At 70.1% G+C, this 24583-nt stretch carries 26 protein-coding genes; 13 read left to right on the forward strand and 13 right to left on the reverse strand.

Features of this window, described 5'->3' with window-relative positions:
• The first annotated feature begins 81 nt into the window (after positions 1-81).
• The 3 genes from ACQPZW_RS05285 to ACQPZW_RS05295 all read left to right on the forward strand — a co-directional run bounded on the left by ACQPZW_RS05285 (position 82) and on the right by ACQPZW_RS05295 (position 3107).
• Positions 82-1134, forward strand: a complete 1053-nt coding sequence (locus ACQPZW_RS05285) for a lactonase family protein (RefSeq protein WP_433793707.1) — start codon at positions 82-84, stop codon at positions 1132-1134.
• A 249-nt stretch (positions 1135-1383) separates the two neighbouring features.
• Complete coding sequence (locus ACQPZW_RS05290; protein ID WP_433793708.1) at positions 1384-2439, forward strand: substrate-binding domain-containing protein; 1056 nt, start codon at positions 1384-1386, stop codon at positions 2437-2439.
• A 20-nt stretch (positions 2440-2459) separates the two neighbouring features.
• Positions 2460-3107 carry a VWA domain-containing protein gene (locus ACQPZW_RS05295; protein ID WP_433793709.1) on the forward strand — a complete coding sequence of 216 codons (648 nt, stop codon included), beginning with the start codon at positions 2460-2462 and terminating at the stop codon, positions 3105-3107.
• 207 nt (positions 3108-3314) lie between these two features.
• Here ACQPZW_RS05295 and ACQPZW_RS05300 read toward each other — a convergent pair whose 3' ends face one another.
• A complete protein-coding gene (locus ACQPZW_RS05300) occupies positions 3315-4436 on the reverse strand; it encodes an ROK family transcriptional regulator (RefSeq protein ID WP_433797430.1) in 1122 nt (373 codons plus the stop codon).
• A 104-nt stretch (positions 4437-4540) separates the two neighbouring features.
• Between ACQPZW_RS05300 and xylA the strand changes: the two genes are divergently transcribed.
• The 5 genes from xylA to ACQPZW_RS05325 all read left to right on the forward strand — a co-directional run bounded on the left by xylA (position 4541) and on the right by ACQPZW_RS05325 (position 11819).
• The gene (xylA, locus tag ACQPZW_RS05305; protein WP_433793710.1) at positions 4541-5728 is read left to right on the forward strand and encodes a xylose isomerase; all 1188 of its coding nucleotides are present in this window, start codon (positions 4541-4543) and stop codon (positions 5726-5728) included.
• Between the two features lie 2 nt (positions 5729-5730).
• Positions 5731-7110, forward strand: coding sequence for a xylulokinase (gene xylB / locus ACQPZW_RS05310; RefSeq protein ID WP_433793711.1), 1380 nt, complete (start codon positions 5731-5733; stop codon positions 7108-7110).
• 223 nt (positions 7111-7333) lie between these two features.
• Complete coding sequence (locus ACQPZW_RS05315; RefSeq protein ID WP_433793712.1) at positions 7334-8776, forward strand: pectinesterase family protein; 1443 nt, start codon at positions 7334-7336, stop codon at positions 8774-8776.
• Between the two features lie 2 nt (positions 8777-8778).
• The gene (locus tag ACQPZW_RS05320; RefSeq protein ID WP_433793713.1) at positions 8779-10212 is read left to right on the forward strand and encodes an RICIN domain-containing protein; all 1434 of its coding nucleotides are present in this window, start codon (positions 8779-8781) and stop codon (positions 10210-10212) included.
• 122 nt (positions 10213-10334) lie between these two features.
• Complete coding sequence (locus ACQPZW_RS05325; RefSeq protein ID WP_433793714.1) at positions 10335-11819, forward strand: MFS transporter; 1485 nt, start codon at positions 10335-10337, stop codon at positions 11817-11819.
• Here ACQPZW_RS05325 and ACQPZW_RS05330 read toward each other — a convergent pair.
• The 7 genes from ACQPZW_RS05330 to ACQPZW_RS05360 all read right to left on the reverse strand — a co-directional run bounded on the left by ACQPZW_RS05330 (position 11727) and on the right by ACQPZW_RS05360 (position 17026).
• On the reverse strand, positions 11727-13334 hold the full coding sequence (locus tag ACQPZW_RS05330) for a glycoside hydrolase family 13 protein (protein ID WP_433793715.1): 1608 nt from the start codon (positions 13332-13334) through the stop codon (positions 11727-11729). The two genes, ACQPZW_RS05325 and ACQPZW_RS05330, sit on opposite strands and share 93 nt — an antisense overlap.
• A 27-nt stretch (positions 13335-13361) precedes the next feature.
• Positions 13362-14057 (reverse strand): HD domain-containing protein, encoded by a 696-nt coding sequence (locus tag ACQPZW_RS05335; RefSeq protein ID WP_433793716.1) that lies wholly within the window; start codon positions 14055-14057, stop codon positions 13362-13364.
• 66 nt (positions 14058-14123) lie between these two features.
• Positions 14124-15080 carry an MHYT domain-containing protein gene (locus ACQPZW_RS05340; protein WP_433793717.1) on the reverse strand — a complete coding sequence of 319 codons (957 nt, stop codon included), beginning with the start codon at positions 15078-15080 and terminating at the stop codon, positions 14124-14126.
• Between the two features lie 185 nt (positions 15081-15265).
• Entirely contained in the window at positions 15266-15409 is a 144-nt protein-coding gene (locus tag ACQPZW_RS05345) for a GPGG-motif small membrane protein (protein WP_170153708.1), read from the reverse strand.
• A 42-nt stretch (positions 15410-15451) separates the two neighbouring features.
• The gene (locus ACQPZW_RS05350; RefSeq protein WP_433793718.1) at positions 15452-16195 is read right to left on the reverse strand and encodes a metallophosphoesterase family protein; all 744 of its coding nucleotides are present in this window, start codon (positions 16193-16195) and stop codon (positions 15452-15454) included.
• The gene (locus ACQPZW_RS05355; RefSeq protein ID WP_433793719.1) at positions 16192-16440 is read right to left on the reverse strand and encodes a hypothetical protein; all 249 of its coding nucleotides are present in this window, start codon (positions 16438-16440) and stop codon (positions 16192-16194) included. The genes ACQPZW_RS05350 and ACQPZW_RS05355 overlap by 4 nt, the downstream gene beginning before the upstream one ends.
• 1 nt (position 16441) lies before the next feature.
• Positions 16442-17026, reverse strand: a complete 585-nt coding sequence (locus ACQPZW_RS05360) for a nucleotidyltransferase domain-containing protein (protein ID WP_433793720.1) — start codon at positions 17024-17026, stop codon at positions 16442-16444.
• Between the two features lie 140 nt (positions 17027-17166).
• Between ACQPZW_RS05360 and ACQPZW_RS05365 the strand changes: the two genes are divergently transcribed.
• Positions 17167-17817: a dTMP kinase gene (locus tag ACQPZW_RS05365; protein WP_433793721.1), complete on the forward strand. Its 651-nt coding sequence runs from the start codon at positions 17167-17169 to the stop codon at positions 17815-17817.
• 115 nt (positions 17818-17932) lie between these two features.
• Here the strand turns inward: ACQPZW_RS05365 and ACQPZW_RS05370 are convergent, their stop codons facing one another.
• On the reverse strand, positions 17933-18619 hold the full coding sequence (locus tag ACQPZW_RS05370; protein ID WP_433797432.1) for an SDR family NAD(P)-dependent oxidoreductase: 687 nt from the start codon (positions 18617-18619) through the stop codon (positions 17933-17935).
• A 532-nt stretch (positions 18620-19151) separates the two neighbouring features.
• On the opposite strand from ACQPZW_RS05370, the gene ACQPZW_RS05375 reads away from it, so the two are divergent.
• Entirely contained in the window at positions 19152-20153 is a 1002-nt protein-coding gene (locus tag ACQPZW_RS05375) for a sigma-70 family RNA polymerase sigma factor (protein WP_433793722.1), read from the forward strand.
• A gap of 101 nt (positions 20154-20254) precedes the next feature.
• Here the strand turns inward: ACQPZW_RS05375 and ACQPZW_RS05380 are convergent, their stop codons facing one another.
• The 3 genes from ACQPZW_RS05380 to ACQPZW_RS05390 form a co-directional block, all read right to left on the reverse strand.
• Positions 20255-21217, reverse strand: a complete 963-nt coding sequence (locus ACQPZW_RS05380; protein WP_433793723.1) for an NlpC/P60 family protein — start codon at positions 21215-21217, stop codon at positions 20255-20257.
• A gap of 335 nt (positions 21218-21552) precedes the next feature.
• On the reverse strand, positions 21553-21870 hold the full coding sequence (locus ACQPZW_RS05385) for a DUF3817 domain-containing protein (protein WP_433793724.1): 318 nt from the start codon (positions 21868-21870) through the stop codon (positions 21553-21555).
• Between the two features lie 18 nt (positions 21871-21888).
• The gene (locus tag ACQPZW_RS05390) at positions 21889-22317 is read right to left on the reverse strand and encodes a hypothetical protein (protein WP_433793725.1); all 429 of its coding nucleotides are present in this window, start codon (positions 22315-22317) and stop codon (positions 21889-21891) included.
• 91 nt (positions 22318-22408) lie between these two features.
• On the opposite strand from ACQPZW_RS05390, the gene ACQPZW_RS05395 reads away from it, so the two are divergent.
• Positions 22409-22657, forward strand: coding sequence for a DUF6158 family protein (locus tag ACQPZW_RS05395; RefSeq protein WP_433793726.1), 249 nt, complete (start codon positions 22409-22411; stop codon positions 22655-22657).
• Positions 22657-23166 carry a DUF1360 domain-containing protein gene (locus ACQPZW_RS05400; RefSeq protein WP_433793727.1) on the forward strand — a complete coding sequence of 170 codons (510 nt, stop codon included), beginning with the start codon at positions 22657-22659 and terminating at the stop codon, positions 23164-23166. The genes ACQPZW_RS05395 and ACQPZW_RS05400 overlap by 1 nt, the downstream gene beginning before the upstream one ends.
• Before the next feature lie 9 nt (positions 23167-23175).
• On the opposite strand, the gene ACQPZW_RS05405 is transcribed toward ACQPZW_RS05400, so the two are convergent.
• The gene (locus tag ACQPZW_RS05405; RefSeq protein WP_433793728.1) at positions 23176-23376 is read right to left on the reverse strand and encodes a hypothetical protein; all 201 of its coding nucleotides are present in this window, start codon (positions 23374-23376) and stop codon (positions 23176-23178) included.
• A gap of 349 nt (positions 23377-23725) precedes the next feature.
• Between ACQPZW_RS05405 and ACQPZW_RS05410 the strand changes: the two genes are divergently transcribed.
• Positions 23726-24544 carry a GAF and ANTAR domain-containing protein gene (locus tag ACQPZW_RS05410; protein WP_433793729.1) on the forward strand — a complete coding sequence of 273 codons (819 nt, stop codon included), beginning with the start codon at positions 23726-23728 and terminating at the stop codon, positions 24542-24544.
• Positions 24545-24583: the final 39 nt, after the last annotated feature.

Below are 24583 nucleotides of genomic sequence, written 5' to 3' on the forward strand. Positions count from 1 at the left end.
CGCGGGCGATCAACGGGGGTCCGCGCCGCCGGCGGCGGTGTCCTGCCGTGCGTTCTCGCCGTTCTGTGGTGGGATCGACGCATGGGTTCGAGCCATGAGTACGTCTTCGTCGGCTGCTACACCGGTGACAAGGGAGGTGAGGGGGACGGCATCACGCTGTTGCGGCGTGATCCGGTGACGGGGGATCTGATCCGGCTGGGGCTGGCCGCCCGCACCCCGTCGCCCTCCTTCCTGGCGCAGCACCCCACGCTTCCGGTCCTGTACGCGGTGAACGAGCTGAACCAGGGCACGGTCTCCGCCTTCGCGGTGGCGCCGGACTGCTCGCTGACCCCGCTGACGGTGCGGTCGACCGGCGGGTCGGATCCGTGCCACCTGGCGGTCACCGCCGACGGCCGGCACGTGGTGGTGGCGAACTACGCGAGCGGCTCGGTGTCGGTGCACCCGCTGGACGCCGACGGCGTGCCGGGGGAGCGCAGTGACTCGCTGATCCTGAGCGGCGCCGGCCCGGATCCGGAGCGTCAGACCGGCCCGCACGCGCACCAGGTGGTCCCGGACGGCGCCGACGTGCTGATCTCCGACCTGGGCTCGGACCGGGTGTGGCGGTCCCGGCTGGACGTGAACTCGGGCCGTCTGGGCCTGCCGGAGCCGGCGGTCGAGGCGAAGCCGGGCACCGGGCCGCGTCATCTGCTGCGGTCGGCCGACGGGGCGCTGCTGTTGGTGGGGGAGCTCTCCGGCACGCTCAGCTGGTACCGCCCGGCCGGCGCACCGGCGCTCGAGCCGCGGGGGGAGATCGCGGTCAGCACGGCCTCCGGTCAGGTCTATCCGTCGGAGATCACGATGGGCCGGGACGGCCGGTTCGTCTATGTGGCGAACCGGGGGCCGGACACCGTCTCGACCTTCGCCTGGGACGGCGACAGCGTCACGCTTATCGCCGAGGTGCCGGTGAGCGGGGTGTGGCCGAGGCACATGGTCCTGCTCGGGGATCACCTCTACGTGACCAACCAGCGTTCACAGAACGTGACCATTTTCCGCATCGACCCGGAGACCGGAATTCCCGGCCTGCAGGGCGAGCCGACCGGTGAACCGACTCCGACCTGCCTGCTTCGGTGGAATCCACCGATGATCAGGTCATAGGGAAGTTCGGACATTGCGGCGTGTCGGTTGCGAAACTACTTCAAACCCGGCACGCCGCAGGTCAAACTTGATACCCATCGAGACGGCGTAATCACGCTCAGTGGTTTCTAGATCCAGAAACGGCAATCTGAGTAATTTTCGTCCGAACGTATATGGCATTCAGCTTCGGACATGCGCACTATTGAGCGCGTGTCTGGCCGCCATCGTAGAAACTTCAACTCCAAGGGAGCGGGCGTCGTCGGAGGTGCGATGGCGATAGTCGTCGTAATTGCGGGGACGTACCTGGGCTACCAGCAGTTCGCCGCCTCGGGATGCTCCGGGTCCGTGCGACTGACCGTGGCCGCCGCTCCAGAGATCGTGCCCGCCGTGAAGTCGGTCGCCGATCAGTGGACCAAGGCGGGTGCCGCCGTCGGCGACACCTGCGTCGCGGTCGACGTCACCGAAGAGCTCCCGGCGACGATCGCGAGCGCGGTCACCCGCGACCACTCGGTCGCCCTCATCGGCCTCAACCCGGCGCCCGACGCCAAGCAGGTTCCGGACGTCTGGATCCCGGACTCCTCGACGTGGCTGCTGCGCATCCAGACCGAGGCCGCCGGCTTCCTGCCGGGCGACATCACCTCGGTCGCGCAGAGCCCGCTGGTGCTGGCCATGCCGGAGCCGATCGCGAAGAACTTCGGCTGGCCCAACAAGCAGATCGGCTGGTCCGACCTGCTCACCAACTTCACCGCCCCCGAGCCGCTCCAGGTCGGCATCATGGACCCGACGCAGGACGCGTCCGGCCTGATGAGCCTGCTGGCGCTCAGCCAGGCCTCCAGCGGCGCCGGCGGTGACCCGATCGAGGCGCTCAAGGCCAAGTCGCGGGCGCTCACCGCGCTCGACACCAACAAGGCCGTGCTCCGCGAGGAGCTGGTGGCGAAGTTCCCCAAGTCGGAGGCCGACATCGGGGGCAGCAACACGGTGAGCGCGGCGCCGCTGTCCGAGGAGGACGTGGTCGCCTACAACGCCGAGCGCCCGGCCATCCCGCTCAGCGCCATCTACATGGAGCCGAGCCCGGCGCCGCTCGACTACCCGTACACGGTCATGCCGCAGGTGGTCGACAAGCAGAAGTCGGACGCCGCGGATCTCCTGCTCAAGGAGCTGCAGACCCCCACCGCCAAGAACGCGCTGGCGGCGGCCGGTCTGCGGTCGCCGGACGGCACGTACGGCGCGAACTTCCCGGCCCCGATGGGCGCCCCCAAGGCGTCCCCGGCGGTCACCCCGCCGGGGCCAAGGCGGCCGAGGGCGCCGCGGGTTCGGCCGCGCTGACCGGCGGTGACCTGAGCGCCGTGGTCGGTGGCTGGATCGCGACCACCAAGCCGGGTCAGGCGCTCACCGTCTTCGACACCTCCGGCTCGATGGCCGAGGTGGTGCCGACCGCCGGTGGCAAGACCCGGGCGCAGGTGACCCAGGCGGCCGCCAGCGTGGGCCTCTCGCTCTTCAGTAACAAGTGGTCGGTCGGCGTGTGGCGGTTCTCCACCAACGAGGAGGGCCCGAAGGCGTGGAAGCAGCTCGTCGGGATCACCTCGCTGACCACCGGCCGGGAGAAGCTGCAGAACTCGATCGCCCAGCTCGACCCGAACCGCAACGGCGGCACCGGTCTCTACGACACGGTTCTCGACGCGTACAACCACGTGAAGAAGAACTACTCCCCGCAGAAGATCAACTCGGTCATCCTCTTCACCGACGGCGCCAACGAGAACCAGGCCGGCCTCACCAAGGAGCAGGTCGTGGCCGGGCTCAAGAAGGCGCAGGACCCGAAGAAGCCGATCCGTCTGGTGCTCATCGGCATCGGCGACAAGGTCAGCGTCGACGAGCTGAAGATGCTGCGGGACGCGCTCCCCAACAGCAACAGCGGCGTCTTCCTGGCCCCCGACCCGACGCTGATCACCAGCATCTTCGCGCAGGCCATCGGCTCGCGGACCGGCGTCATCTAGGCACCACCCGCGACACAGGCACCGAAGCGGCCGCCGTCCCTCACCCGAGGGCGGCGGCCGCCGCCGTCTCCGTCGCACGACCCCGAAGATCAAAACCATGCGGTGGTACGGTCCGCGCGCCCCCGCCGCGCGCAAGAGGCCCCGTCGGGCTCCCGTGGTCGGGCTGAGGCCGGCGTGTCTCCGGGGGCTCACGCCCGGGCGTGCCGGTCAGGGGAGGCGGCGCAACCAGGCCGCGGGATCCTCGCGTACGGCCCGGATGATCGTGTCCGCCGCGCCCCGCATCGCCGCGTCCGCCCCGAGCGCGGCGGCGCGCAAGCTGACCGGCGCCAGCCCCGCGGTCAGCACCCGCCGCCGCAGCTCGGCCTCGATGCCCCCGCGCAGCGTGCCGAAGATCGGCGCGTAGGCCCCGCCGAGCACGATGACCGGCACGTCGAGCAGGTTGACCACGGCCGACAGCGCGATACCGAGCGCGGCGGCGGCGAGCGGCTCGTTCCGTGCCAGGGCTTCCTGACCCGCATACTGCTCGAGGCAGCCGCGCGCCCCGCACCGGCAGGGCAGCCCGTCGGGATAGACGGTGACGTGCCCGATCTCACCGCTCCAGCCGCGCACGCCGCGATAGAGCTCGCCGTCGATGACGAGCCCCGCGCCGATGCCGATCTCCCCGGAGACGTAGAGGAACGAACTGCCGTCGCCGCGGTCCACGGTGAGACCGGAGAGGGCGGGGGTGGCGCCGCCGGTGACGCGGAGCTCGCCGAGAGCGGCCAGGTTGGCCTCGTTGTCCACGGTGATCGGCAGGTCGGCCAGCTCGGGGACGGCGCGGAGTGCGGTGACCGCGTCGACGTCCTGCCAGCCGAGGTTGGGGGCGACCCGGACCACGCCGCCGGCGACCAGGCCGGGAACGGCGAGGGCGGCGCCGGCGACGATGAGCCCGTCGGCCTCGGCGGCGAGCCGGGCGGTGGCGGCGAGCCGGCCGAGCGCGGCGAGGGCCTCGGCCGGGTCGGCGGGCCGCTGGTCGGCGTGCTCCACGTGGCGGTGGCGGACGGCGCCGGTCAGATCGACCACGCAGGCGGCCAGATAGTCGACGTTGATCTCCAGCCCGAGGCCGGCCGGCCCGGCGGAGGTGAGTGCGAGGCCGACCGCGGGCCGCCCGGCGCCGGTGCGCGGGGGTGGGTCGACCTCGATCAGGAGCCCGCCTGCCACTAGGTCGTCGACAAGGGCGGAAACGGTCGCGCGGGTCAGTCCGGTGGCCGCCGCGACCGCTGCCCGAGATGGCGGATGTGTGCTGTTTGCCACGGTGTGCAGAACAAGCGCGAGATTATGGGCGCGCACGCTCGCCTGGCGAACCGGAGTCGTGGAGGCGGCCAACACGCCCTTGACAGTGCCATACCGCAGTCAAATAATTCAACCACTAAACAATTTCCGGGAGGTTACCCGTGTCCGTCCAGCCCACACGCGACGACAAGTTCTCCTTCGGTCTCTGGACCGTCGGTTGGCAGGCCCGCGACCCGTTCGGTGACGCCACCCGCCCGGCTCTCGACCCGGTCGAGGCGGTTCACAAGCTCGCCGAGATCGGCGCCTACGGCATCACGTTCCACGACGACGACCTGGTCCCGTTCGGCGCCGACGCGCAGACCCGGGACGGCATCATCGCCGGCTTCAAGAAGGCCCTCGACGAGACCGGCCTGATCGTGCCGATGGTCACCACCAACCTGTTCACCCACCCGGTGTTCAAGGACGGCGGCTTCACCAGCAACGACCGCAACGTGCGGCGCTACGCCGTGCGCAAGGTGCTGCGCCAGATGGACCTCGGTGCCGAGCTGGGCGCGAAGACCCTGGTGATCTGGGGCGGCCGGGAGGGTGCCGAGTACGACTCGGCCAAGGACGTGCAGGCCGCTCTCGACCGCTACCGCGAGGCCCTCAACCTGCTCGCGCAGTACTCCGAGGACCGTGGCTACGGCTTCCGCTTCGCCATCGAGCCCAAGCCGAACGAGCCCCGCGGCGACATCCTGCTCCCGACCGCCGGCCACGCCATCGCGTTCACCCAGGAGCTCGACCGTCCCGAGCTGTTCGGCATCAACCCGGAGGTCGGCCACGAGCAGATGGCCGGGCTCAACTTCACCCAGGGCATCGCCCAGGCGCTGTGGCACGGCAAGCTGTTCCACATCGACCTCAACGGGCAGCACGGCCCGAAGTACGACCAGGACCTGGTCTTCGGCCACGGTGACCTGCTCAGCGCGTTCTCCCTGGTCGACCTGCTGGAGAACGGCGGCGTCGACGGCACCCCGGCCTACGAGGGCCCGCGTCACTTCGACTACAAGCCGTCGCGTACCGAGGACTTCGACGGCGTCTGGGAGTCGGCCCGCGCCAACATCAAGATGTACCTGCTGCTCAAGGAGCGGGCGAAGGCGTTCCGCGCCGACCCCGAGGTGCAGGCGGCGCTGGCTGCCGCGAAGGTCGCCGAGCTGAGCGTGCCCACCCTGAGCTCCGGGGAGAGCTACACCGAGCTGCTCGCCGACCGCAGCGCGTTCGAGGACTTCGACGCCGACGCCGCGGGCGCGCAGGGCTACCACTTCGTCAAGCTCAACCAGCTCGCCATCGAGCACCTCATCGGGGCCCGGTAACCGTGGCTCTCGTCGCCGGGATCGACAGCTCGACCCAGTCGTGCAAGGTCGTGATCCGCGATGCCGAGACCGGCAAGCTGGTCCGGCAGGGCCGTGCCGCGCACCCGGACGGCACCGAGGTCCACCCGGACGCGTGGTGGACCGCGCTGCAGCGGGCGATCGAGGAGGCCGGCGGTCTGGACGACGTGGCCGCCGCCTCGGTCGCCGGTCAGCAGCACGGCATGGTCGCGCTCGACGAGAACGGCGAGGTGGTCCGGCCGGCGCTGCTGTGGAACGACACCCGCAGCGCCGGCGCGGCTGCCGACCTGATCGCCGAGCTGGGCGGCGGGGCGGCCTGGGCGGACGCGGTCGGCATCGTGCCGGTCGCCAGTTTCACCCTGACCAAGCTGCGCTGGCTGGCCCGCAACGAGCCGGACAACGCGGCGAGGGTGGCCGCGGTGTGCCTGCCGCACGACTGGCTGACGTGGAAGCTGTCCGGATCCACGTCCCTGAGCGATCTGCGGACCGACCGCAGCGACGCCAGCGGCACGCTCTACTGGTCGGCCAGGACCGATGAGTACCGTCACGATCTGCTGGAGCTCGGGTTCGGCCGGTCACTGATCGTGCCGGAGGTGCTCGGCCCCACCGGGATCGCCGGGCGCCTGCCCAACGGCGCCCCACTGGGCCCGGGCGCCGGGGACAACGCGGCGGCCGCTCTCGGCACCGGCGCGGCCCCCGGCGACGTGATCGTCTCGATCGGCACGTCCGGCACGGTCTTCGCCTCGTCGGAGGTCTCGCCGAACGACCCGACCGGCACGGTGGCCGGGTTCGCCGACACCACCGGCCGTTTCCTGCCGATCGTGGTGACGCTCAACGCGGCCCGGGTCCTCGACGCGGCGGCCAAGCTGCTGAACGTCGGCCACGACGAGCTGTCGAAGCTGGCGTTGAGCACGAGCGCCGGAGCCGACGGGCTGGTGCTCGTGCCCTATCTGGAGGGGGAGCGGACCCCGAACCGGCCGGACGCCACCGGCTCGGTCCACGGGCTCACCCTCCGGACGTCGACCCCGGCGCACCTGGCCCGGGCCGCCGTCGAGGGCATGCTCTGCGCTCTCGCCGACGGTTTGGACGCGCTCACCGCCTCGGGCGCGGTGGCCGACCGGATCGTGCTGATCGGTGGCGGGGCGCGCAGCGAGGCGGTCCGCCGGATCGCGCCCGCGCTCTTCGGCAAACCGGTGGTGGTGCCGCCGCCCGGCGAGTACGTCGCGGACGGGGCCGCCCGCCAGGCCGCGTGGGTCACCGTGGGCGGCGATCTTCCGCCGGTCTGGTCCGCGGACACCCCCGAGGTGTACGAGGCCGACCCGGTCCCGCGGATTCGCGAACAGTACGCCGCCGTCCGACCCTGACCCGTATCGCTCCCACCGCCCTCTCAGCACGCCCGAGACGGCGGTGGGATGCCATACCCGCCGCCCGTCGACGCCTCTTGCGCGCGGCGGGGACGCGCGGACCGTACCCCCGGAAATTTCTCTGGTTTTCTGTTGTCTCTCGTCTCGTGCGGCATCTACGTGCACAGGAACACCGGCCGTCTCCCCCTCGGCCGTCATCCCCGAGCACGTAGGAAGGACCGCAGTGGTAGAGAGAGAATCTCGGAAGCGGGCACTGTTCGGCGTCGCGGCCGCACTGGTCGTGCCCGCCGGGCTGATCGGGTACTCGGTGTTGCCGTCGAATGCGGCGACTGCGCCCACGACGGGCGTCGCCTATCAGCTGATCGTGAAGAAGAGCGGCAAGTGCATCGATGTGCCGTCGGCGTCGACGGCGAACAGCGCGCTGCTGCAGCAGTGGGGCTGCACCGCGGACTCGGCGTGGCAGCAGTTCACGTTGGTGGCGTCGGGAAGCGGCTTCCTGATCCAGAACGTGAACAGCGGTAAGTGCATCGATGTGCCGTCGGCGTCGACGACCTCGGGTGCCCGGTTGCAGCAGTACACGTGCGTCGCGTCGCAGACCAACCAGCAGTGGAGGGTCGTGGCGTCGGGCACCGACACGTTCCAGATCGTCAACGTGGGCAACGGCCTGTGCATCTCGGACGAGGGCGCGTCGACGGCCAACGGCGCGGCGATCATCCAGGAGACGTGCACCGCCAACAGCAACAAGCAGTGGGCGTTCACCGCGGTCTCCGGTGGGAGCACCGGCACCTTCACCGTGGCCGCCGACGGCACCGGCAAGTACAGGACGGTGCAGGCCGCGATCAACGCGGTTCCGGCGAACAACACCGGCCGGGTCGAGATCACCATCAAGCCGGGCACCTACCGCGAGGTCGTCACGATCCCGTCGAACAAGCCCTTCATCACGCTCACCGGTGGCGGCGGGTCCGCCTCGCAGACCGTGATCGTCTACAACAACTCCGCCTACACCAGCGGCACCTCGGGCAGCGCGACCATGTTCGTCAACGGCAAGGACTTCATCGCGAAGAACCTGACCGTGTCGAACGACTACGACGAGAACACCTACGAGACCGGCGACCAGGCCGTGGCGCTGAACGTCGGCGGCGACCGGACCCGGCTCGACAACGTCCGTCTGCTCGGCGACCAGGACACGTTCCTGCTCAACAGCGGCCGTACCTACGTACGGAACTCGTACGTCGAGGGCACGGTCGATTTCATCTTCGGCTCCGGCACGGGTGTCTTCAACGCCACGAGCATCTACGAGAAGCGGACCACCGGCGGCCCCATCACGGCGGCCCGGACCGACGCGGCGAACCCGTACGGCTTCCTCTTCTACAAGTGCACGATCACCGGCGCCACGAACAACACCACCCAGCTCGGCCGGCCGTGGGGCCCGAACGCGCAGGTGCTGTTCCGGGAGTCGAGTCTGAGCGCCACGATGAAGACCGCCCAGCCCTGGACCGACATGTCCGGCAACGTCTGGCAGAACGCCCGGTTCCTGGAGTACAAGAACACCGGCGCCGGCGCGACCACGAACGGCAACCGGCCGCAGTTGAGTGACGCGCAGGCCGCGAACCACACCCCGCAGAAGTATCTGGCCGGCACCGACAACTGGAACCCGGTGGGTTGAGCATGAAGAAGAAGCGCATCCTCCTCGCGGCGACAGTCCTCGCCGTCCCGGCCGCCTTCATCGGGTATTCCGTGCTGCCGTCGAACGCGGCGACCGCCCCGACGGCCGGTGTCGACTACCAGCTGATCGCTAAGAAGAGCGGCAAGTGCATCGACGTGCCGTCCGCTTCGACCGCGAACAGCGCGCTGCTCCAACAGTGGGGCTGCACCGCGAACTCGACGTGGCAGCAGTTCAAGCTCATCGCGTCGGGGAGCAACTTCCTGATCCAGAACGTGAACAGCGGTAGGTGCATCGACGTGCCGTCCGCCTCGACGACCTCCGGCGCCCGGTTGCAGCAGTACACCTGCGTCAGCTCGCAGACCAACCAGCAGTGGAAGGTGGTGGCGTCGGGCACCGACACGTTCCAGATCGTCAACGCCGGCAACGGGCTGTGCATCTCCGACGAGGGCGCGTCGACCGCCAACGGCGCGGCGATCATCCAGGAGACGTGCACCGCCAACTCGAACAAGCAGTGGTCGTTCACACCGGTGGCCGGCCGTACCTGGGCGTCCACTCCGGACGGGTTCGCCTCCACCGGCGGCGGCACCACCGGCGGCGCGGCCGGCGCCACCGTCACGGTCACCACGCTGGCCGACCTGACCAGGTACGTCACCGCGACCGAGCCCTACGTGATCAAGGTGGGTGGGCCCATCACGATCACCCCGAAGGGCACCGAGCTCAAGGTCAAGTCGAACAAGACGATCGTCGGCGCCGGCACCAGGGGCGAGATCGTCGGCGGCGGCTTCTTCCTCGGCGAGGGCGTCAAGAACGTCATCATCCGCAACCTCACCATCCGCGACACGCAGATGACCGACGACGACCCGGACGACAAGACGTACGACTACGACGGCATCCAGATGGACACCGCCGACCACATCTGGATCGACCACAACAGGATCACCCGGATGAACGACGGCATGATCGACAGCCGTAAGGACACCACGTACCTGACCGTGTCGTGGAACGTGCTGGAGACGGGCAACAAGGCGTTCGGCATCGGCTGGACCGAGAACGTGACCGCGCGGATGACGATCCACCACAACTGGATCAAGGGCACCAACCAGCGGAACCCGAGCACCGACAACGTCGCCTACGCCCACCTCTACAACAACCACCTGCAGAACATCACGTCGTACGGCAACCTGTCGCGTGGTGGCACGAAGATGGTTCTGGAGAACAGCTACTTCGACAACGTCGCGAACCCGTTCTACAACGACACGTCGGCCGCCCAGCTCAAGCAGAGCGGCAGCATCGTCAAGAACTCGTCGGGCAGGCAGCAGACCAATGGCTCTGCCTTCGACCCGAAGGCCTTCTACCCGTACACCCTGGATGCGGCCGCCGACGTCCCGGCGCTGCTGGCTACCTACGCCGGCCCGCAGGCGAGCATCGGCAACTGAGTCCGCACGGGCGGCGCTGCCTCCGGGCAGCGCCGCCCCACCCCGCGCGGGTCACCGATCCGGTGGGGCCGTCACCTGCCCTGAGACAGCGGCGGGCACCACCCGGGGGCTAACCTTCTCCGGTGACGGGCAGGGGTGGCACGGCGCACCGCGTGTACAGCGTGGTGGTCTTCGTCGTTCTCGCCGCCCTCGACAACATCGCCATCGGCATCGTCCCGCCGCTCTACGGCAGCATCGGCGCCGAACTCGAGGTGACCGAGGCGCACATCGCGCTGGCCACCACGATCATGTTCCTGATCAGTGCGATCGCCGCGATCGGGTTCGCCTATCTCGGCGACCGCACCGACCGGAAACCGGTTCTGGTGGCGGGCACGGTGATCTGGGTCCTCGGCACCGCCTGGTCCGGGCTGGCCGAGGACTACGGCACGTTCCTGGCCGGGCAGGTGCTCGCCGCGTTCGGGTTGGGCGGGGTCGCGTCGGTCAGCTTCTCGGTGGTCAGCGATCTGATCACGCCACGCCGCCGCGGCCTGGTGATGAGCTTCTGGGGCCTGTCGCAGGGCGTCGGCACCCTGACCGGGACCCTGGCCGGCGGGCTGCTGGGTCACGCCGACTGGCGGCGGCCGTTCCTGGTGACGGCGGCGGCCGGGCTGATCGCCACCGTGGCATACCTGTTCACCTTCAACGTGCCGCGTGGCGACAGCCAGCCCGAGCTGGCCGGCATCGACTACGAGGAGCGCATCCACCACGAGGACCTGCCGGTCATCCTGAAACGGCGGACCAACGTCTGGCTGATCCTGCAGGGCGGCACGGCGCAGATCGCGTTCGGCTCGATGGTGTGGCTGCCGGTGCTGTTCCGGGCCCGGGCCGAGGACCAGGGCTACACCACCGGCACGGCGGTGCTGATCGGCAGCGTGTTCGCCACGATCTTCCAGCTCGGCGCGGCGCTGTCGATCCTCGGCGGTCTGGCCGGGGACCGGTTGCAGCGGCGTACGCCCCGGGGCCGTGCCCTGGTCGCGTCGATCGGGGTGCTGTCGGCCGTACCCCTCTACGTGGTGTTGTTCTTCGTCCCCATGAAGATCACCGTGCCGGACGGTGCGGGGACCGCCGCGGTGGTCCGGGGTGTGCTGGCGAACGTGGTCACCGAGCCGACCGTCGGGATCTGCCTGGTGGTGTCGATCTTCGCGCTGATGCTGACGTCGGCGAACTCGCCGAACTGGTTCGCCATGATCGCCGACGTGAACCCGCCGCAGCACCGCGGCACCGTCTACGGCCTCGGCAACCTGGTCAACGGGGCCGGCCGGGCAGGTGGCAACGTGCTGGTGGCGGTCGTGTTCGCGAGCCTGGCGGGCACCTACCCGCCGCCGCTGAACTACGCCGTCGGCCTGGCCGCCTTCCAGGTCTTCTTCGTGCCGACCGGCATCATGTACTGGCTGGCCAGCAGGACGGTGGCGGCGGACATGGCCGACACGCACGCCGCCCTGCTGGCGGCCGCCTCAGAACACCGACCGGACCGCTCAGAGCACCGACCAGACGGTGACGTCGGTGGGAACCCGCCCGTCGGCGTCGAGGGGCTCGCTGCTCAGCAGGACCCGGGCTCCGGGCGGTAGCGACACCGGCTCGGCGCTGAAGTTGGTCACCACCGTCACGTCGCCGTTGCGGAACGCCAGCGCACCCTCGTCTCCGGCCAGCCAGACCAGTTCCCCGGTGCCGAGTTCGTGCCCGCGGCGGATGGCCAGCGCCGACCGGTACAACTCCCAGGTGGAGCCGGGCACGTCGATCTGGCGGTCCAGCGCGTACTCCGCCCAGATCTTCGGCTGCGGTAGCCAGCTCGCGTCGGCCGGGCCGAAACCGTAGGACGGGGCGTCGGCCTCCCACGGGATCGGCACCCGGCAGCCGTCGCGGCCGCGCTCGGTGTGCCCGGACCGCTCCCAGGCCGGGTCCTCGCGGAACTCGTCGGGCAGCGTGGTGTGCTCCGGCAGCCCCAGCTCCTCGCCCTGGTAGAGGTAGGCGGAGCCGGGCAGGGCCAGCATCAGCAGGGTCGCGGCCCGGGCCCGGCGCAGCCCCAGCGCGCTGTCCGGCTGCGGGTCGCCGACGCCGATGCCGGGCTTGCGGCCCTCGCCGGGCGGGAAACCGAGCCGGGACGCGTGCCGTACGACGTCGTGGTTGGAGAGCACCCAGGTGGTGGTCGCGCCGACCGCGTCGTTGGCGGCCAGCGACGAGTCGATGATCTCCCGCAGCGGCTCCGGCGACCACGGCGCCTCCAGGTACGGGAAGTTGAACGCCTGGTGCATCTCGTCCGGGCGCACGTAGCGGGCCAGCCGCTCCTCCGGCTGCACCCACGCCTCGGCGACCAGGATGCGGCCGCCCGGGTACTCGTCGAGGACGGCCCGCCACTGCCGGTAGATCTCGTGCACGCCCTCCTGGTCCCACATCGGCGGCGGCGGGCCGACCGAGTCCAGGCCGCCCAGGATCACCGACGGGGCCGTCCAGTCGGTGAGGTCGGCGTCCTTGATCAGGCCGTGCGCCACGTCCACCCGGAACCCGTCGACCCCGCGGTCCAGCCAGAACCGCAGGATGTCGAGGAACTCGGCCCGCACCTCGGGGTGATCCCAGTTGAGATCGGGCTGCGAGACGTCGAACAGATGCAGATACCACTGGCCGTCCGGCAGCCGCTGCCAGGCGGAGCCGCCGAAGACGCTCTGCCACGAGTTGGGCGGCTCGTCACCGTCGCGGAATATGTAGCGATCCCGCTCCGGGCTGCCCGGTCCGGCCTCGACCGCGGCCCGGAACCACACGTGCTCGCTGGACGTGTGGTTGGGCACCAGGTCCACGATGATCCTCAGGCCCAGCTCGTGGGCCGTGGCGATCAGCTTGTCGGCGTCGCCGAGCGAACCGAACCGGCTGTCGACGCCCCGGTAGTCGGCGACGTCGTAGCCGGCGTCGTGCTGCGGGCTGGGGTAGAACGGCGACAGCCAGACGGCGTCGACGCCGAGTCGCCGCAACAGGGGCAGCCGGGCGGTGATGCCGGGCAGGTCGCCCATGCCGTCGCCGTCCGCGTCGGCGAACGATCGGGGATAGATCTGGTAGATGACCGCGTCGCGCCACCAGGCGTCAGTAGGCATGGCACCACGGTAGTTCGGCTCGCGCGCCTACTCGTCGAGGATCGCGGCGAAACGCTCCTCGGCCAGGTCCAGCTGGTCCAGGATGTGCTCCTTGGCCTGCGTGGACAGCGGCGTGTCGGGCCGCCCGACGAGCTCCCGCAGTTTGGGCACGAGCGGCCGGTACTTGCGAGCCGAGCTGGTCGCCTTGTCCAGCGTCGTGTGGATCACGCCGACCCCGTTGTCGGTGAAGTCGGAGATCTTGATCACTCGCGCCCACACGTCGTGTTCCAGGTTCTCCGCGACGTGGATCCGGTACTGCTCGTGCTTGTCGCGGGCCGGATCGTACTCCGGGTTGGTGACCGACCGGACCAGCTCGGCGACCCGCGGATTGAAGCGCCGGGCCAGCTCGGCCACCGCCGCCTCGGTCAGCTCCGCGTGCGACGCCTCGGTCTCCAGCCCCGCCAGCTCGGCCGGATGGTCCTCGACCGCGTCGTGCAGCAGCGCGGCCACCAGCACGTCGACGTCCCGCACCCCGTAGTACCGGATGATCCGGATCGCGACCCGCAGCAGATGGTTGACGTAGGGCTCGCGGACCCGGCGGTCGGCGGCGTGCAGATCGGAGGCGAGCTCGAGAGCCTCGGTGAGCTGTTTGCGCTCCCCGGCGGGGAAGGACTCCATCTCCAGGGCGAATCGGTCACGTAGGCCGGCTTCGCCGTACACCTCGGTGATGGCGTGCAGTGGCATCGAGAGCAGCATCCTTGGCGCCATGTCGATCAGGTATACCGGATCGCGAGCGGCGATGGGTTTCGATCAGCTGCCGGATGTCGCCGGTGGCGCGGCCTGCGCCGGAGAGGGTGACGGCCGGGGTGACGGACGTGGCCCGGGAGAGGGACGGCTCCCGGCGGCGGCCCGGCCCGCGGCGACCGCCCGGGCGGCCGGGGTGAGGCGCATCGCGCCCATCGACGGATGCTTCACCACCCACGGCTGGGGGGTCTCCGCGTGCACGCCCCGCCTCGGGCTCCCGGCCCCGTCGGTGAACTCCTCCTCGGTCATCGCCTGCAGCGCGCTCAGCGCCACCGCGACGATGGTGGCCGTGGTGATCAGGATGATCGGGACCAGCATGGTGAGCGGCCGGATGCCGCCCGCGGGCGGCGCTCCCGGCGTCAGCTCGATCGACATGGCGGCCATGCCGGTGTAGTGCATGCCGCAGACCGCGACGGCCATCACCGCGGCGGCGGCGGTGACCCGCAGCCAGCCCCGTACCGAGACGGCGAACCAGAGCGCGACCGTGCTGGCCGCGACGGCGATCAGGCCGGACACGACCACCAGCACGGGGGAGTAGTGGATGGTGCCGGGGATACGGATGCCCTCCATGCCGGTGTAGTGCATGGCGATCACGCCGCCGCCGGTCAGCAGGCCGGCCGCCACGGTCTTGGACACGCTGCGCTCGCCGTGCCCGACCACCATCAGGCCGGCGCCCACGGTCACCACCGAGAAGGCCAGGCTGAGCACGGTCAGGGGCAGGTCGTAGCGGACCGGGCTGACCGGGATGTCGAAGCCGAGCATCGCGGAGAAGTGCATAAGCCAGATCCCGCCGCCGCCGATCGCGAAGGCGGCGATCGCCAGCCACCGGTTGCGCCGGCCGCGATTGTGGGCGTCGCGGGCCCGCCCGGTACAGAGGAGCCCGAGGAACGATCCGAGGAAAGCCAGCAGGTACGCGGCTATCGGGTTGTAAGCGCCATAGGTGAAGTGATGGACGTCAGCCACGCCGGGATTGAGTCAGATATCCGCGGGCGTACATCGCACGTCGTGTGCGGGGGCGCACTAAAGAGAAGAACAGCCGGCGGGAAAGAGAAGAACCGGGGTCACCGAGGCTGTGTCCGATGAGGACCGAGCCGCGGCGACCCCGGTTCAGGATCGGCGATGACGCTTGACCGGGGGATACAGGACGATCAGGTGAAGATGCTGACGCCGCCGGGGCCCACCAGGAGACCGACGATGATCAGAACGACACCCCAGAGGATCTGCCGCCGGAACAGCGCGAGAACACCGGCGACCACGAGGATTACGGCGAGAATCCAAAGCACAAGGTCCATGTCATCTCGGATACCCGGACCCTCGAAATCGGAAACCTGGGTTCAGGCCGACACGAGTTCGGAGTCCACGGACTCGGAGAGCAACTGGTACACGTTGTACGCCTGCTTGATGACCGGGTGCGCGACGTTGCGTACCGGGACACCGCCGGGCGTACGGCCACGTTCCGATCCGTGGTGCGCGTGCCCGTGCAGGGCCAGCGCTGTCGGCGCCGAGTCGACGGCGTTGCCCAGCTGGTAGCACCCGAGGAACGGGTAGATCTCCAGAGGCTCGCCGACCAGGGTGTCCGGCACCGGGGCGTAGTGGGTGAGCGCGACCAGGGCGTCGCACTGCACCGAGCGCAGCGCCTCCCCGAGCCGGGCCGAGATGTCCTCGGTCACACCGACGAAGCTCTTCATCTCACGTTCGCCGAAGTTGCTGGCGCACGCCCCGGCGAAGCCACCGCCGAACCCCTTGGCGCCGGCGATGCCGAGCCGCTGGCCGCGGATGTCCAGGACCGTCGACGAGCACTCCAGCACGGTGATCCCGGCGTCGGTCAGCACCTCCGTGACCTGCTTCTCCTGGTCACTCTGGTGGTCGTGGTTGCCCAGGACCACCACGACCGGGACGGCCAGGCCGCCGAACTCGGTGGCGAAGCACTCCGCCTCCTCGACCGTCCCGTGCCGGGTCAGGTCACCGGCGATGAGAAGCGCGTCGGCGCGATCGGGCAGTTGTTCGAGGGCGGGCCGGTAGCGGCCCACCACGTCCTTGTCCACGTGGACGTCGCCCACGGCGGCGATCCGGATCATGAAATCTCCTCCACCTCACTCGGGGCCTGCGCCCGGGTGATGCCGATGTCGCAGGTGATCTCGATCTCGGGGAAGTGGCTGCTGACCTGCCGGCAGATCTCGTCGCGCCGCTGCGCGCTCTCCACCTCCCCGCCGAGGATCACCACGTTGTCCCGCCGATGCACGGTGATGCCCTGCTCGGCGACACGGTCGTGCTCGGTGAGCAGGCGCTGGATCTCGGCCTCGAGATCGATCTGGTTGGTCATCTCATCCCCCTACCCTCAATTCCGTCGCCCCGGGGAACGGCACCACGTCCAGCCGGTCCAGGAGCACCAGGAACGCCTCGGCGTACGGCGACGCGATGGTCTCCCGGCGCACCCGTTCCCAGTCGATCTGCTCGCGCAGGGAGCGGGCCAGCGGCAGTCCGGTCGCGAAGTCGCAGTAGTGCTGGCTGTAGCTGAGCAGCTTGTGCACCATCAGCCGGGACGCGGAGAGCACCGGCATGTAGATCGCCTCGACCGAGATCTGCTCGGTGTCCTTCAACGTCTCCTCGTCGACCGGCGACTCCACCGGGCGGTAGATGAGGTCCGCCATCCTGCCCTCGTCGTACACCTTGACCAGCCAGTCCTCCGGGGGCTGTTCGGTCTCGAAACCGACCGCGGCCAGCTCCTGCAACGCCCGTTCCTTGTCCTGTTCCCGGATGAGGAAGTCGACGTCGTGATCGCTGGAGTAGCCGCCGCGGGCATAGACCGCGAAGCTCCCGCCCAGCGCGAAGGGGATGTCCGCGCTCTTCAAAGTCGAGGCGACCCGCTTCAAGGTGATGGCCAGACCTTCGTCCACACGGTGTGGCATGCCGTCCTCCTGTCCCGTGTCCGGTTCGTGAACGACTACCCGGAGTCGTGGCACCTTGAACCCACACGGCCATTCTGGAGGACCGTCCGCGCCCGCCGGTGCCGAACAGAATGTGCCATCGGGGGCTACCGTCGGTTGGTATGGCTCTCCTTGCGCAGTCCGGCCCGGCACCCGCCCCCTCCGGCGGGCCCCGCCGGGTGCCGCGCACCATCGCCCTGGTCGGTATCGACGGCTCCGGAAAGACCACCCAGGCCCGTGTCGTCGCCGCCGAGCTGGCCGCCGCCGGGCACCCGGCGGCGTACCGGCAGAACGCCGGCGGCCGCCACTGGTTCGGCCGGATCGCGGTGGTGGTCGGCCGGGCCGACGCCGAGGACCTCTTCGGCCGCCGGGGCACCCTCGTCGTCGAGTCGGCGCTGCGCTGGCTCGCGATCGCCCGGACCCTGCTGCGGCGGGCGGCCCGTAGGGAGATCGCGGTGATGGACCGGTATGCGGTGTGCCAGTATGCGAGCCTGCGCGCCCACGGGGCCCGTCCGGCCGCCGAGCGCCTCGCCCGTCTCGCCTACCGGCTGTTCCCCCGGCCGGACGTGACCTTCTTCCTGGCCGTCGACCCGGACCTGGCCCAGGACCGGATCGAGCGCCGTGGCTACGACACCGAGACGATGGACTACCTACGGACCGCCGACGCCGCCTACCGGTCGCTGCCGGAGTACCCCTCGTTCGTGGTGATCGACGCCAACGGCACCCCCGAGCAGGTCACCAAGGCGATCCTCGCCGAGCTCGACCGGGCCTGACCACTCTGTCAGGCCCGGCCGTACACCGGTCTGTCAGGCCCGGCCGCACACCGGTCTGCCCGTACACCGGTCTGTCAGGCCTGGCCGTACACCGGTCTGCCCGTACACCGGCCTGTCAGGCCTGGCCGTACACCGGGATCTGCGCGCCGCTGGTGGCCTCGGACGCGTCGGAGGCCAGGAAGAGGATCGTCTCGGCGATGGTGGCCGGGGTCACCCAGCGGCCGTGGTCGGCGTCGGGCATGGCGGCCCGGTTCGCCGGGGTGTCGATGACGCTGGGCAGGACGGTGTTGCAGCGCACGTTCTTCTTGCGGTATTCGACGTCGACCGCGGCGGCGAAGGCGAGTACGGCCGCCTTGGCCGTCACGTAGCCGGCCGCGCCGGGGAAGGGCGACACCGCGGCGCGCGAGGAGACGCAGACCACCGACCCCCCGCCGTTGCTGATCAGGTACGGCAGCGCCGCCGCCGTGGTGAGGTAGGTGGGCCGCAGGTTGATCGCGAGCATCGCCTCGAAGTCGGCGACCGGGGTGTCCGCGATCAGGCCGGCCCCCGCATACCCGCCGACCAGGTTGACCACCGCCCGCAGCGGCGCCTGCGGGTCGCTCGCGGCGGTCGCGGCCGCGGCCCACACGTCGGCCTCGACGGTCAGGTCCGCCGCCACGCCGACCGCTCCGGGCGGCAGCCGATCGGCCGTCCCGTGACGCACCGGAGCCACCACCCGCCAGCCCGCGGCCAGAAAGGCACTGATCGTGGCGGTGCCGAGTCCGCCGTTGCCGCCGGTCACCAGAGCCGTACGCGTCGAGATCATGGAAGAAGCCTGTCACACCGTCGTGAATGTGCTCTTCCTCACTTCATCCCGGAACCTGGCCGTCACCTGGGAATGTTCCGGGCTCGTCCGGCGTCACCCGTGCGGGCGAGTGAAGTGTGGCGTGGCGTGGCGCATCGTGACCGATGGTCCCGTTCGGCCCCCGGACGCCGGGATCTTTCGCGGGGGCGTTTGTTTCAGGCTCGTCAAAGCCCGGCCGATGCTGCACATGAACCCCAGGAGCGCGAAACCCGTACTCCGGGGTGACGAGCATCGCGCAGCCCAGGGTGATGCCCGTCGCTGTGACGATGAGAGGCCGATGGTGTTATGAAGCTCGTGGAGGGTATCCGATCGTCTGCACGACGATCGCGAAGATGCCGTATTCAGCTTCCCCGCACTGGGCTCTCAGGTACCACCCAGGCATTCGTGACACTTTCGATCCACCAGCCGGAATCAGCGCGGCCAGCAATTTGTTGTGTAGATGTGTCAGCAACCGCAATGCACGAGCTGCGGACGTTACGGGAGAGGGCTGATGGACGCAGGTAATGCCCGTAACAGGGTTAGTGACGGCAATGAGGGGACCGTGGGCAACGTGGAGAAGAGCACCGTGATGCGTACCGATCAGGTCGCCGAAGAGCGCGACCTCGTCGGAGTCTACCTGCACGAGATCTCCCGGACGCCGCTGTTGGACGCCGCACGGGAGGTCGAGCTCTCGAAGGCGATCGAGGCGGGCCTCTACGCCGAGCACCTGCTCGAGACGGGCGAGGAGCGCCGCGGCGTCAGTCGGGAAGAGCTGGAGCGGGTCGTCACCGAGGGCCAGCGCGCGAAGGACCTGTTCATCCGGGCCAACCTCCGGCTGGTCGTCTCCATCGCACGCCGCTACGTCCGGTCCGGCATGCCGATGCTGGATCTCATCCAAGAGGGCAACACCGGCCTGGTCCGCGCGGTCGAGAAGTTCGACTACGAGCGCGGCTACAAGTTCTCCACCTACGCCACCTGGTGGGTGCGTCAGGCGATCAGCCGGGCCATCGCCCAGCAGGAGCGCACCGTCCGGCTCCCCGTCCACCTCGTCGAGGACGTCAACCGGATGCGCAACGTGACCCGGCAGCTGGTTCGTGAGCTGGGCGCCGACCCGGAGCCCGACCAGATCGCGGCCGCGCTCGGTGTCACCGTCGAGCGGGTCAACGAGCTCACCCGCTGGGCGCAGGACACCGTCTCGCTGGACACCCCGGTCGGCGACGACGGCGACACCAACCTCGGTGACCTGGTCGCCGACAGCGACGCCCCGAGCCCCGAGGAGATCGTCCTCAACGCGCTCGAGCGGCAGCGCATCGAGGGCCTGCTCAACCACCTGGACGACCGGTCGGCCGGCATCATGCGGGCGCGGTACGGGCTGGAGGACGGTCGCGAGCACTCGCTGACCGAGGTGGCGTCCCGCTTCTCGCTGAGCCGGGAGCGGATTCGTCAGCTGGAGATCCAGGCACTCGGCCGGCTGCGTGAGCTGGCCCGGGCCGAGGGTCTGCAGGCCGCCTGACCAGCGCGTAACTGAAACGATCAAGGCCGGCACCCCCGAGGGGGTGCCGGCCTTCTCGTGCGATGTGGTCCGGCCGGCTCCGAGAACCGGCCGGACCCGCGTTACTTGACCCGGCCGTATCCGTTCGGGGTCATGATGTCGATGGTCCGGTGCAGCACGTCACGGCCGGCGGACGGGGCGTCGATGATCTTTCCGCCGCCGACGTAGATCGCCACATGGCCGTTACTTCGATAGAACACCAGGTCGCCCGGTTGCAGGTCGGACCGGCTGATCCGGGCGGTGGCGCTGTACTGCGCCGCGGCGTTGTGCGGCAGGGACTTGCCCGCCGCCGCCCAGGCCGCCGAGGTCAGACCGGAGCAGTCGTACGAGTTCGGACCGGAGTCGCCGTAGCCGTACGGCTTCCCGATCTGGTTGAACGCGAACGTGACCGCCTTGCCGGCCGAGCCCGGGATGTCGGGGATCGAGCCGGTGTAGGAGCCGGTGTTCTCGGTGGCGCTGCCGTAGGCGGCCTCGCGCATGTCGTACAGCTTCTCGAGGTCGCCCTCGATCTTCTTCTTGCGGTTGGCCAGCTCGGTGACCTGAGCGGACTGCTTGTCCTGGGTCTGCTTCAGCGCGGCCTTGCGCTCGGTGAAGGTGGTCGTGGTCTGGGTGAAGGCGTCGATGTCCTGCTGGTTGGCCTTGGCGATCTGGTCGAGCACCGCGAGCCGCTCCAGCAGGGTCGCCGAGTCACCGCTCACCAGGACCGTCATCGCGCCGGTGCGGCCCTGCATGTAGGTGGTGGTGGCGATGGTCTGCACCTTGGCGGTGGCGTCGGCGAGCGCCGCCTGGGCCGGCTTGAGCGAGGCCTCCAGCTTCGCCGCGTCGGCCTTGGTGGCCTTCACGTCGAGGCGGAGCTTGTTGTACTGCTCGGTGACGTCCTCGAGCTGCTCCGAGGCGGCGTCGATCTTCTTCTTGATCTCACTCGCGGACGGCGCCGCATGGGCGGCCGTCGCTCCCGACGTCGTGATCGTGAACGCCGTCAGCGCGACCACGAGCGCCCGGAACCGGGTACGGGGGTGTGGCACTGGGCAGGGGCCTTTCTTCCGCCAGGCCGCCTACCGGGTCGGCGGGACCGTCGGGCTGGAAGAGACCCTGTCCGCGTGTGCATCCGGTCCGGTTGCGGCGCCCGGCGCCCCCGGGGGTGGGAGCCGACTCGCCGCGCGTCAATAGGCGGCGTTGGCCGGCGCCACCCGAGGGTTTGTGGCTGCGGACCGGACCAACCGCATTAACCTATCGACGGAAGAAAAGAAATCAAGGCCTGGCAGAGTGATTTTCACCAATGGCCTGACTTGCGAGAATAGTCCCGATAACGGGCTGTTATTCGACCGCCGCTCAGCGTTATCTCAAAGCGATGAACGGACTATTCGATCAGTGCCGGGGCCGCGGTGGGAACCCAGTGCCGGGTCACGTGGCGCTCCGCCCAGAACGACAGGAACGGGATCGTGCCAGCCAGCATGACGAGCAGCATCCGCTTGAACGGCCACGGCACACGCCGGGACAGGTCGAAGGTCGCGAGCAGATAGATCATGTACAGGAAGCCGTGGACCTGGCCCACCGTCTCGACCACGGTCGGGTCGTCGGCCGGACCGTACTTCAGCACCATGCCGAAGGTGAGCGCGAGCAGACACACGCCGACGATCCAGGCGATGATCCGGTAACGGGTGAGGGCTCCCTGCACGACGGGTGACTCCTTGACTCAGGTGGTGATGCGGCCGGGGTAGTCCGACGGGCGCGCGCCGGGGTGGGCGGCCAGCCAGGCCAGGTAATCGTTGTAGGCGTCGAGCTCCGGATCGGGGGCGGCGCCGGTGGCCGGCCCGACCGTGACACGGACCGGGCGGCCCAGGGTGACCGGCGCGCCGGGAACGGTGGGGGCCGGCGGAGCGGGCTGCTCCGGTGTGGTCACCGGCTCGCCCGTGGCCCCGCGACGGGCCAGCTGGACCTCCCGCCACCAGATGAAGACGACGAACCCGCCGAACACCGGCCACTGGAACATGTAGCCCCAGCTGATCGAGTTGCCGTCGGCGGCGCGACTGTACTGCCACCAGCCCAGGGCCAGGCACCCGGCGGCCAGCACGAGCGCCAGGAGATGACGGGCCATCCACGCCGGAGTCCACAGCCCTCTCATGCCTCCGAGCCTACCGGCGGGTTTGGCGGCTGCCCCGCCGGGCAACCCGTGCAGGCGAGCGAAGCCGACACCGACGGGGAGGCGCACGACGATGAACGCGCGGAACGACGAGGGCGCGGCGGTGGTCTTCGACACCGGTATCGACCCGGTCGGACTGGCCGACGAGGACCTCTTCCGGGAACTGGCCAGCCTCTACCGGACCCGGCTGGACACCCTGCGGCACGGACCCGACGCGGCGCTGGAGAACCATTTCAGGCGGACCGCCGAGCTGGAGACCGAGTACATGGCGCGCTTCCCGGGGCGTGAGGTGGACCCGGGCCGGCTCACCCGGGACTTCTGATGGCGTTGCTGTCGCGGCTGGCCCGTGCATACGCGCCGCACGAGCACCGGCCGCTCGACGGCTACGTGGTCGCGATGGGGGCGTTCGGGGCGATGGCCGGGGCGCTCGCGGCGGCCACCCGGCTCAGCGGGCGCCCGGTGCCGGACCGCCCGGCCATGGCCGACGTGGTGCTGCTGTCGATCGCCACCCACAAGCTGAGCCGGCTGGTCGCCAAGGACGCGGTGACCAGCCCCCTGCGTGCCCCGTTCACCCGCTACGCCGAGCCGGCCGGCGCGGCCGAGCTCAACGAGGAGGTACGCGACGAGGGCAGCAGCGTCCGGCACGGCCTCGGTGAGCTGATCACCTGCCCGTTCTGCCTGGCCGTCTGGGTGTCCACCGCGCTCACCGGCGGGCTGGTGCTGGCGCCCCGGCTGACCCGTCTGGCCGCCACCGCGCTGACCGCCACGGCCGTCTCCGACTTCCTCCAGTTGGCGTACACGATCACCAAGGAGAAAGCGGAGAAGGGCTGATGGAGCGGCTCAGGGGTGCAGGGTCCGCAGCGCCTCGGCGGCCTCGTCCTGGGCGTACTCGCCCTCGGGCAGGGCGTCGATCCGGGTCAGCGCGGCGGCCGGAAGGTCCGCGGCGATTGCCCGGCGCTGAAGGTCTCCGCTGGTCAGGCGCTCCTGCGCGTCGTAGGTGGCGTCCAGGAAAGAGTCCAGCTCACGGATGTCGTCGGTCACGGCGGGTGGTCTACCCGCAGGGTTTTCCGCCAAACCCGAGGGTGTAATCCAGGTCACACCAGCTCATGGAATCACCGGATGGTGCCGACGGTTGTGAACGGATGCCGGTGTGCCCAGTGTCCCCGGGCCTCACTCAACGCCTGCACGGACTACCGTTCGGCTGGAGCCGTGTTGAGCCACTCGCCGCGAGGCGACCTGCACACCGGCATTCGCGCCGCCTCCCGGGCAACCGGGGGCGGCGCAATACTGTCCGGGCTGAAAATTTCGTACCGGGTTTATCCAGGCAACACCCCCCGAACGAGGCAGTTGATCGCGCGCGTTTGCGGATAGACATGGCAATATCCGTCGGGTGTCTGCCCCGAAACGCCGAGTCCCGGCCGCGCAGCGTGGCGCCCGATTGGCCCGGCGCACCCCCAAAGACGGCACGTCATCGCTCACCCCGTCGCGTCGTGCGTCCCGCCACGCGACCGCCGGCGCCGGCCCGCTGGGCGTCGGACCACACCCGGTGGAGCTAGCCGGGCTCCTGCACGAGGTGACCGTCCGCCTGCTCACCGCGGACTCCCTGCACCAGGCCCTCGACCGGTTCGCCGCGTTCGCGACGGCCGCCCTGCCGGGCGTCGTCCGCTGCTCGGTCGCCCTCATCGGCGAGGGCGGTCCACTCACCGCGGCGTCGTCGGGCACGGCGGGCGAGACCTTCGACCGTCTGCAGTACGCCGCGAGCGCCGGCCCGGCCATGGAGGCGGCCCGGACCCGTTCCGTGGTGACCTCCGGCGACCTGCCGGCGGACGAGCGGTGGCCCGACCTGGCCGAGGCGGCCGGAGCCGACGGCCTGCGGGCGGTCGCCGCGATCCCGCTGGACGTGCGGCGTGCCGCGGTCGGCGCGGTGAGCATCTACCCCGACCGGGGCGGTGACGTGGACCCGGAGGTCCTGGTGACCGCGATGGCCCTGGCGGGGCAGGCCGAGGTGCTGTTGGGGGAGCTGCACCGCCGGGAGGCCCTGACCGAGGGCGCCGAGGTCGACCGGGCGGTCGGCGTGATCATCGCCCAGCGGGGCTGCGGGGTCCAGGAGGCCTACGCGGTCCTCCAGGAGAGCGCTCAGCGGCTCGGCCTGGACCGGGGCACCGTGGCCACCCGGCTGGTGGCCGCCGCCGCCCGTAACAGCTCCTGAGGCGGCCCGATGGCGTACCCGGGAGACCGGGCACGCCAT

The organism is Actinoplanes sp. CA-252034 (assembly GCF_050956125.1).
GTDB lineage: Bacteria > Actinomycetota > Actinomycetes > Mycobacteriales > Micromonosporaceae > Actinoplanes.

Coding starts and splice junctions, on each gene's coding strand:
- ACQPZW_RS05285 (WP_433793707.1), top strand. CDS start 82: ATGGGTTCGAGCCATGAGTACGTCTTCGTCGGCTGCTACACCGGTGAC.
- ACQPZW_RS05290 (WP_433793708.1), top strand. CDS start 1,384: ATGGCGATAGTCGTCGTAATTGCGGGGACGTACCTGGGCTACCAGCAG.
- ACQPZW_RS05320 (WP_433793713.1), top strand. CDS start 8,779: ATGAAGAAGAAGCGCATCCTCCTCGCGGCGACAGTCCTCGCCGTCCCG.
- ACQPZW_RS05330 (WP_433793715.1), bottom strand. CDS start 13,334: ATGCCTACTGACGCCTGGTGGCGCGACGCGGTCATCTACCAGATCTAT.
- ACQPZW_RS05335 (WP_433793716.1), bottom strand. CDS start 14,057: ATGCCACTGCACGCCATCACCGAGGTGTACGGCGAAGCCGGCCTACGT.
- ACQPZW_RS05345 (WP_170153708.1), bottom strand. CDS start 15,409: ATGGACCTTGTGCTTTGGATTCTCGCCGTAATCCTCGTGGTCGCCGGT.
- ACQPZW_RS05350 (WP_433793718.1), bottom strand. CDS start 16,195: ATGATCCGGATCGCCGCCGTGGGCGACGTCCACGTGGACAAGGACGTG.
- ACQPZW_RS05355 (WP_433793719.1), bottom strand. CDS start 16,440: ATGACCAACCAGATCGATCTCGAGGCCGAGATCCAGCGCCTGCTCACC.
- ACQPZW_RS05360 (WP_433793720.1), bottom strand. CDS start 17,026: ATGCCACACCGTGTGGACGAAGGTCTGGCCATCACCTTGAAGCGGGTC.
- ACQPZW_RS05365 (WP_433793721.1), top strand. CDS start 17,167: ATGGCTCTCCTTGCGCAGTCCGGCCCGGCACCCGCCCCCTCCGGCGGG.
- ACQPZW_RS05375 (WP_433793722.1), top strand. CDS start 19,152: ATGGACGCAGGTAATGCCCGTAACAGGGTTAGTGACGGCAATGAGGGG.
- ACQPZW_RS05390 (WP_433793725.1), bottom strand. CDS start 22,317: ATGAGAGGGCTGTGGACTCCGGCGTGGATGGCCCGTCATCTCCTGGCG.
- ACQPZW_RS05395 (WP_433793726.1), top strand. CDS start 22,409: ATGAACGCGCGGAACGACGAGGGCGCGGCGGTGGTCTTCGACACCGGT.
- ACQPZW_RS05400 (WP_433793727.1), top strand. CDS start 22,657: ATGGCGTTGCTGTCGCGGCTGGCCCGTGCATACGCGCCGCACGAGCAC.